Source organism: Anaerolineales bacterium (assembly GCA_022866145.1).
GTDB lineage: Bacteria > Chloroflexota > Anaerolineae > Anaerolineales > E44-bin32 > PFL42.
Genome location: JALHUE010000136.1, coordinates 1 through 6,216 on the forward strand (window position 1 = coordinate 1; position 6,216 = coordinate 6,216).

The window sequence follows — 6,216 nt, forward strand, 5'->3', positions numbered from 1 at the left end:
CACCTCTCGCTCACCTTGGGGGCGGCCTTCGTGTTGGCCACGGTCCTCACCGCCTGGACTCCAGCCAGCTTGAACCCCAGCGACCTCGTCGGCCAACTGGTCCTTGGGCTCGAGCAAGGCCCGGCGGAAGCCCCCGCCTCCGTCATCAACTTGCCAGACCTGTTCGGTCCTCAGGCCAGCGTGGTGGGGGTGGTTGCCGGCCACTCCGGCGTCCATCCTGACTCCGGGCTGGAAGATCCGGGCGCGGTCTGTCCCGATGGCTTGACCGAGGCCGAAGTCAACCGTGAGATCGCCAAGCTGGTCGTGCGCGGGCTCGAGGCGGCGGGGATCCCGGCCGACCTGCTCGAGGAGTGGGACGACAGCCTGGGCGGCTATCGGGCCGCGGCACTGGTCTCGATCCATGCCGACGCTTGCGTGTGGATCAACGAACAGGCGACGGGCTACAAGGTGGCGGCAGCGCCGGATTCGCCCACACCCGAGCGAGCCTCCCGGCTGGTGGCCTGTCTTGAGGACCGGTACGGGCGGGCGACTGGCTTGGCCTTCCACCCTGGCAGCATCACCCGCGACATGACGGAATACCATTCCTTCTATGAGATCCACGGCCAGACCCCGGCTGCGATCATCGAGACCGGGTTCCTGTACCTCGACCGTGAGTTTCTGACCTCCCACCCGGAACAGGCCGCCGACGGCATCGTCGACGGCATCCTTTGCTACCTAAACAACGAGCCGATCGACCTGGACCCGGCACAACCTCAGCCATGACCCAACCCCAGGCAAGGCGGCCGGGTTTTGCCGAGGCGCTGGAGGCGGCCCGCCAGGCCTTGGAGCGCGGAGACAAGGGTACGGCCCGCCGCATGGCCCGCCAGGCAGCCGCCCTGGACCCGCATGCCGAGGCGCCATGGCTGTTCTTGGCGGCGGCCTCCGAACCCCGGCCAGGCCTGGCCTACGCCGCCCGGGCACTGGAGATCAACCCCAAGAGCCGACCGGCGCGCAAGGCGATTCGCTGGCTGGTGCGCCGCCTGCCTCGGACAGAGCAGAAGGCTGCCCTGCAAGAGGCCCGGATTCCTCCAGACATCGGGTTGCGGATCCTCCCCATCGAAGCCCTCTCGGTCCGCCGCTGGCTTTCGCCGGCCGTCCTGCTGCCGGCGCTGATCCTGGTCGGAGCCACGGCACTGTGGCTTGGAGGCCAACCCGTGGATGCGCGTCAGCCACAGCTGGCGCCACCCCTGGCTGAGAAGGCCAGTCTGACTCCGACGTCAACCCCCACGTCGACCTTCACGCCGACGCCGACCGAGACCCCCACACCGACGGCAACCTCCACGCCGACCATCACTCCCACGCCCACGACCCGTCCCAATGTCTCGTGGGAATACACTACCGATCCAAGCCAGCTGGCCGACGAAGGCCGTTGGATCGATGTCGACCTCGGGGCTCAGCGCGTCACGGCCTACGACGGCGCCACTCCTGTGCGCACCTTTGTCGTTTCGACGGGGACCTGGAGGCACCCGACCGTCACCGGCCAGTTCCGCATCTACCTCAAGTACCTGTCGACTCCGATGGCAGGCCCTGGTTACTACCTGCCCGGAGTCCCGTACACCATGTACTTCTACCGGGGGTATTCTCTGCACGGGACCTACTGGCACAACAACTTCGGGACGCCGATGAGCCATGGTTGTGTCAACCTGCAGACCCCGGATGCCGAGTGGCTGTATGACTTCGCCTCGATCGGCACCCTCGTCAATGTTCACCCATGACGGTCCGCGACTTGCAGGTCCCGCGGATGCGGCGATGCGGCTGAGCGGCTGATGCCTGACGCTATCGAGATCCCTGAATCCCTGAGTCGACGCGGCTTCCTGCAAGCGACGGGTTTCGGCCTGCTGTCCCTGGGGGTGCCGGTGGCCTGGTCCGGCAAGTCACAGGAATTGCCGGCCGGCCAGATGGGCCGCGTGGCCGAACCTACGCTGGATGTGTTCCGCACTCCGTCCTTTGGAGCGGCCAGGGTGAGAACCCTCGTTCGCGATGACTTGCTTTCGCTGGACGCCGCCGTCGTCGGCGATCGCCTCCCCGAGCACAACCGCGTGTGGTACGAGATCGACCGGGTGGGATTCGCGCACTCCTCTGGGATCCAGCCGGTGCGGAACGAACCGGCTGCCCCTCTGAGCGCGATCCCGTGGACGGGGATACTGGTCGAGGTGTGTACGCCTTTCGTCGATGCTTACTCCGAGCCAGACAGCGGCTCCGAGCGCCAGTATCGCTACTACTACGAGACCACCCACTGGGTGCTGGGCGTCGTCCGCAACGAGCAGGGGCGGGAATGGTACCGAATCGACGACGACAAGTTCGACCGGGAGTACTACGCCCGCGCCAAGCACTTTAGACCGATTCCGCTGGCGGAGCTGACCCCGATGTCCCCCGACGTCCCGGCAAAGGAAAAGCGGATTGAAGTCAGCATGTCCCGCCAGTGGGTGCAGTGCTACGAGGGCGCCGACCTGGTGTTCTCGACCCGGGTGTCCACCGGCCAGCATACGGCAGACGGGAAGTTCGCCACTCCCAAGGGGAGCTTCTCGACTTTCCGCAAGCGCGCTTCGCGGCACATGGCCGTCGGGAATCTGGCGACAGGCTACGACTTGCCTGGTGTCCCCTGGGTCGCTTACATCACGAACGACGGCATCTCCTTTCACGGGACATACTGGCATAACGACTTCGGCGCGCCCCGCAGCCACGGCTGCGTCAACCTGACCCCTCAAGCTGCGAAGTGGGTGTACCGCTGGACGCAGCCTGTCGTGCCGCTGTATGAGCGAGAGATGTGGAGCGAGTCCGGCACCCAAGTTCTCATAAAGATCTAACGCACCGGCGCTAGAATCGGCAACGTGGGATCGAGACCGGGGTCGCCGGGCAAGCCGACCGTCGGCGGCTGCTTCCGGCATACCACCGAGGAAGGCAAGGTGCCCGTGGGCCATAAGGCGCTCTTTGAAGGACTGGTGGTCGATGAGTCGGAGCGGGCGGTGGCCGTCAAGAGCGTTGGCGACCAAGCCTTCTACGTAGTGGATGACGCCGGTTTCCTGCGGCATATCGAAAGTGAGGTCATCGACCGCCAGGTTATTGAACACCTGGTAGGGATGATCCGCGGCAACGAGGACCTGATTGCCCGGGGAACGATGGAGATGATCGGGCAGGAAGACATCTTCACCAAGGCCGCCATCGAGTCGTCGCTGCGCCAGGCGCCGGCGCAAAGCGACCTGCTGCTGCAGCAAGGGCTGCCCGAAGACGCTCGCATGTGGCTGGGGATGGTCGGCTTCCGCGTCGTCGTCGACCTCCACGGGACGGTTGTCCGGGTGGACCAACCGCAAGCGCCCGAGCCGCCTGAGACCCCCGAATAGGCCTTGCCCGGCCGTCAGCCATCCGCTGAAGTGCTGGTGTAGTCGTTGTAGAATGCTGCCATAGGCAGCAGCCTGAATTCCAGAGGGTTGCCTGCCGAAGGGGCAGGCGCCAAGAGCAGGCTGTCGCCGCTAGGCCGGGATCAGGTCATCCATGGGAGGTTGCTCCGTGGGTTTGTCAGAGCATATTCAAGATGTGAATGAGAGCACGTTCGAGCAGGATGTGCTGATGCGCTCGCACGAGGTGCCGGTGGTCGTCGACTTCTGGGCACCTTGGTGCGGCCCGTGCCGCACGTTGGGGCCGCTGCTGGAGCGTCTGGCAATTGAAGGCGGGGGATCGTTCCTGCTGGCGAAGGTCAACGTGGACGACAATCCCAGCCTGGCTGTCCGCTATGGTGTGCAGGGGATCCCGGCGGTAAAGGGGTTCCGCAACGGTGAGGTTTCTGGCGAGTTCGTCGGCTTGCAGCCGGAGTCCGCCGTGCGCCGCTTCCTGGAGAAGCTGGCTCCCGGGAAGACCCAGGACCAGCTGCAAGAAGCGCATGTGCTGCTAGGGACGCGCCACTGGGCGGAGGCCGAGGAAGCCTACCGAGGGGTGCTGGCGGAAGCCGATGACAATCCTGCCGCCGCCCTGGGGCTGGTCAAGTGCCTGATCATGCGGGGGCGCGGGCATGAGGCGCTCTCCACCCTCGCCGACTTCCCGGCGGGGACGGAGTGGGCGGAGGCCGAGAAGCTCCGCCCGCTGGCGCAGATCCTGGCGGACGTCGAGGGCAACGGTGAACGACCCGAAGACGACCCGCTGGCCGCCCAGCTGCATCAATCTGCCAGGTTGCTCTCGAAAGGCAATCTCGAGGCGGCGATGGACGGACTGCTTGATATCCTGCGCCAGGATAAGCACTATCGCAAGGGGCTGCCCAAGAACATCCTGCTGGCGCTGTTCGCCTTGCTCGGCGACGATGACCTGCTGACGCGGCAGTACCGGGACGAGTTGGCCTCGGTCTTGTTCTAGGGCGGCGGGTCCATCGGTCTCCGTTGTGGAGACATGTCTGAAGCGTACCTGATCAGCGCGGGGTAATCCCCAGGCTGTCTTTTCGCCGAGCCTCCAGAGGGCGTTCTGAGGATTCCCCGGCCACGATCGCCAGGGGGGCGCGGCCGAGTCGCTGTCTCGGGCCAGGGCGCCTGCGCTCTGGCTACTTGCCGGACGGGCCCTCCAGGACCAGCGTTCCCCAGGTGGTCGGGTTGAGCAGCTTGCGGGACGACACACTCGAGACCATGCTCTGCTGCACGGCGGTGGCCGCCCGGTCGTTGTCCGAGAGCGAGAGGGCGAAGCCGAACGTCTGACCCTCCACCGGGGTGATCCCCAGCGCACTCCAGGGAATTTGGGCTTCCAGGGCGTAGCCCTCGGCCGTGGGCTTGGCTTTGACGGTCACGTTGCTCAACTTGCCGGCAGACGCCGCCGGATACCAGCGGTAGGCCCCCGGGGCTAGACTGCCGAAGTCGCCAGCCGACAATCCGAGCTGGTAGTCGTCACTGCTCAAGTAGGCTGCGGTCATGTCACCGGCCAGGTTGGCATCCACTTGGATCTCCACATCATCGCCGAGGTACAGCTTCGAGCCGCTAGCGATCTGCACGTGCTTGTCGTCTCGGACCCCAATCGCGACATACAGGGAAGTGGCATCCCATCCGATGTAATACGCGCCGGAGCAGTCGGCTGAGCCGGTCCAGTTGCCGCTGCCATAGACCACTTGGTCAGAGGTGTAGATACTGGAGGACCACTCCGAGAGGTCGCCATCCACGGTTGGTGGGGCGGCCAGGCGGACGGCGCGCACCGGCGCGCCGTTCGGCCGCACCTTGGATGGATCCAGCGTCGGTGCAGGGGAGGGAGGCACGGTAGCCATCGGCCCAGTGGGGGTCATCGTCGGGGCAGCCAAGGTGGGCACCAGGGCTGCCGCCTCGGTTGCCGTCGGCTGGAAGATTGCCGTCAAGGTGGCGTTGGGGGTGGGGAAGACGATCGGTGTTGGCGCCGTCATGCCTGGGAGGGCACAGGCGGGGATCAACAGGGCGGTGGCGGCGAGCAAGATCCAAGGCTGCGTGGACTTCTTCATCTCAACTCCTTGCTCCGCCCTGTCGTTGGGCGAGGCCGAATGGGGCGGGTGGGAGTCGAACCCACACGAGGTCGCCCTCAAGGGATTTTAAGTCCCCGGCGTCTGCCAGTTCCGCCACCGCCCCCAGGCGAGGATTGTATATCAGCCGGACCTCGGCCGATAGGCACTACGGTGGGGGACAGACGTCGGCGAACCGCAGGTCGGGCAGCAGGGCTTCGAGCGTCCCGGGCGCCGAGCTGGCCCCCGACACCCAGACCCAGGCGTGTAAATCGCCGTTGATCACCGGCTGAGCCCGGGCGCCGAGCGGGGAGTAAACCCATCGGCCATCGGGGCCCAGCGTGAAGTAGGCCCAATAGCGGCACGTTCCCAGAGTGCTGCACTGGCAGAAGCACTTCTCGGCCGGGAAGCTGCAGCCTTCGCCATCAATGGCACACACGATAGATCCCATGGGATTGGCCGCATCCAGGCTGACCTCCCAGCCGGAGTCGAGCAGCAGTTGTTCGCCATTGGTGCTATCGCCGGTCAGGCGAACACAGGCCCGCTGCAGGCGGCCGGCAGGGCCGCGCAGGACCAACGCCGCCCGACCGGCCTCGATGGGGGCGGCCGGACGACAGCCGGCGAGCCCCGCCGCCAGCACGACTGCGGGGAAGACCAGGCTGAAGGGTGGTACCGCGCGGCGGGAGGGAGCCATGATTGAGGTGCCAGTCGGGGCAAGTGCCCGGCAGACATCATAGCCC

The 6,216-nt window shown here is 66.1% G+C and carries 7 protein-coding genes and 1 tRNA gene; 5 read left to right on the plus strand and 3 right to left on the minus strand.

All coding sequences use genetic code 11. The features are described from left to right. The 5 genes from MUO23_04210 to MUO23_04230 all read left to right on the plus strand — a co-directional run. On the plus strand, window positions 1-762 hold a 762-nt coding region (locus tag MUO23_04210; protein MCJ7512154.1), incomplete at its 5' end, for an N-acetylmuramoyl-L-alanine amidase. Then, window positions 759-1,754: a L,D-transpeptidase gene (locus MUO23_04215; GenBank protein ID MCJ7512155.1), complete on the plus strand. Its 996-nt coding sequence runs from the start codon at window positions 759-761 to the stop codon at window positions 1,752-1,754. The genes MUO23_04210 and MUO23_04215, both read left to right, overlap by 4 nt. Window positions 1,755-1,805: 51 nt before the next feature. Then, window positions 1,806-2,846, plus strand: a complete 1,041-nt coding sequence (locus tag MUO23_04220) for a L,D-transpeptidase (protein MCJ7512156.1) — start codon at window positions 1,806-1,808, stop codon at window positions 2,844-2,846. Window positions 2,847-2,870: 24 nt separating this feature from the next. Continuing rightward, window positions 2,871-3,380 (plus strand): hypothetical protein, encoded by a 510-nt coding sequence (locus MUO23_04225; GenBank protein ID MCJ7512157.1) that lies wholly within the window; start codon window positions 2,871-2,873, stop codon window positions 3,378-3,380. A gap of 166 nt (window positions 3,381-3,546) precedes the next feature. Continuing rightward, window positions 3,547-4,383: a tetratricopeptide repeat protein gene (locus MUO23_04230; GenBank protein ID MCJ7512158.1), complete on the plus strand. Its 837-nt coding sequence runs from the start codon at window positions 3,547-3,549 to the stop codon at window positions 4,381-4,383. Window positions 4,384-4,564: 181 nt separating this feature from the next. Here MUO23_04230 and MUO23_04235 read toward each other — a convergent pair whose 3' ends face one another. The 3 genes from MUO23_04235 to MUO23_04245 all read right to left on the minus strand — a co-directional run. After that, on the minus strand, window positions 4,565-5,479 hold the full coding sequence (locus MUO23_04235; GenBank protein ID MCJ7512159.1) for a hypothetical protein: 915 nt from the start codon (window positions 5,477-5,479) through the stop codon (window positions 4,565-4,567). A gap of 40 nt (window positions 5,480-5,519) precedes the next feature. Beyond that, window positions 5,520-5,603 (minus strand) — tRNA-Leu (locus MUO23_04240). A gap of 42 nt (window positions 5,604-5,645) precedes the next feature. Next, window positions 5,646-6,216, minus strand: a 571-nt coding sequence (locus MUO23_04245) for a hypothetical protein (GenBank protein ID MCJ7512160.1), incomplete at its 5' end; no start/stop codon positions are given.

What these genes read in the sequence shown, in the direction of transcription:
- MUO23_04215 (MCJ7512155.1), top strand. Translation starts at nt 759, where the DNA reads ATGACCCAACCCCAGGCAAGGCGGCCGGGTTTTGCCGAGGCGCTGGAG.
- MUO23_04220 (MCJ7512156.1), top strand. Translation starts at nt 1,806, where the DNA reads ATGCCTGACGCTATCGAGATCCCTGAATCCCTGAGTCGACGCGGCTTC.
- MUO23_04235 (MCJ7512159.1), bottom strand. Translation starts at nt 5,479, where the DNA reads ATGAAGAAGTCCACGCAGCCTTGGATCTTGCTCGCCGCCACCGCCCTG.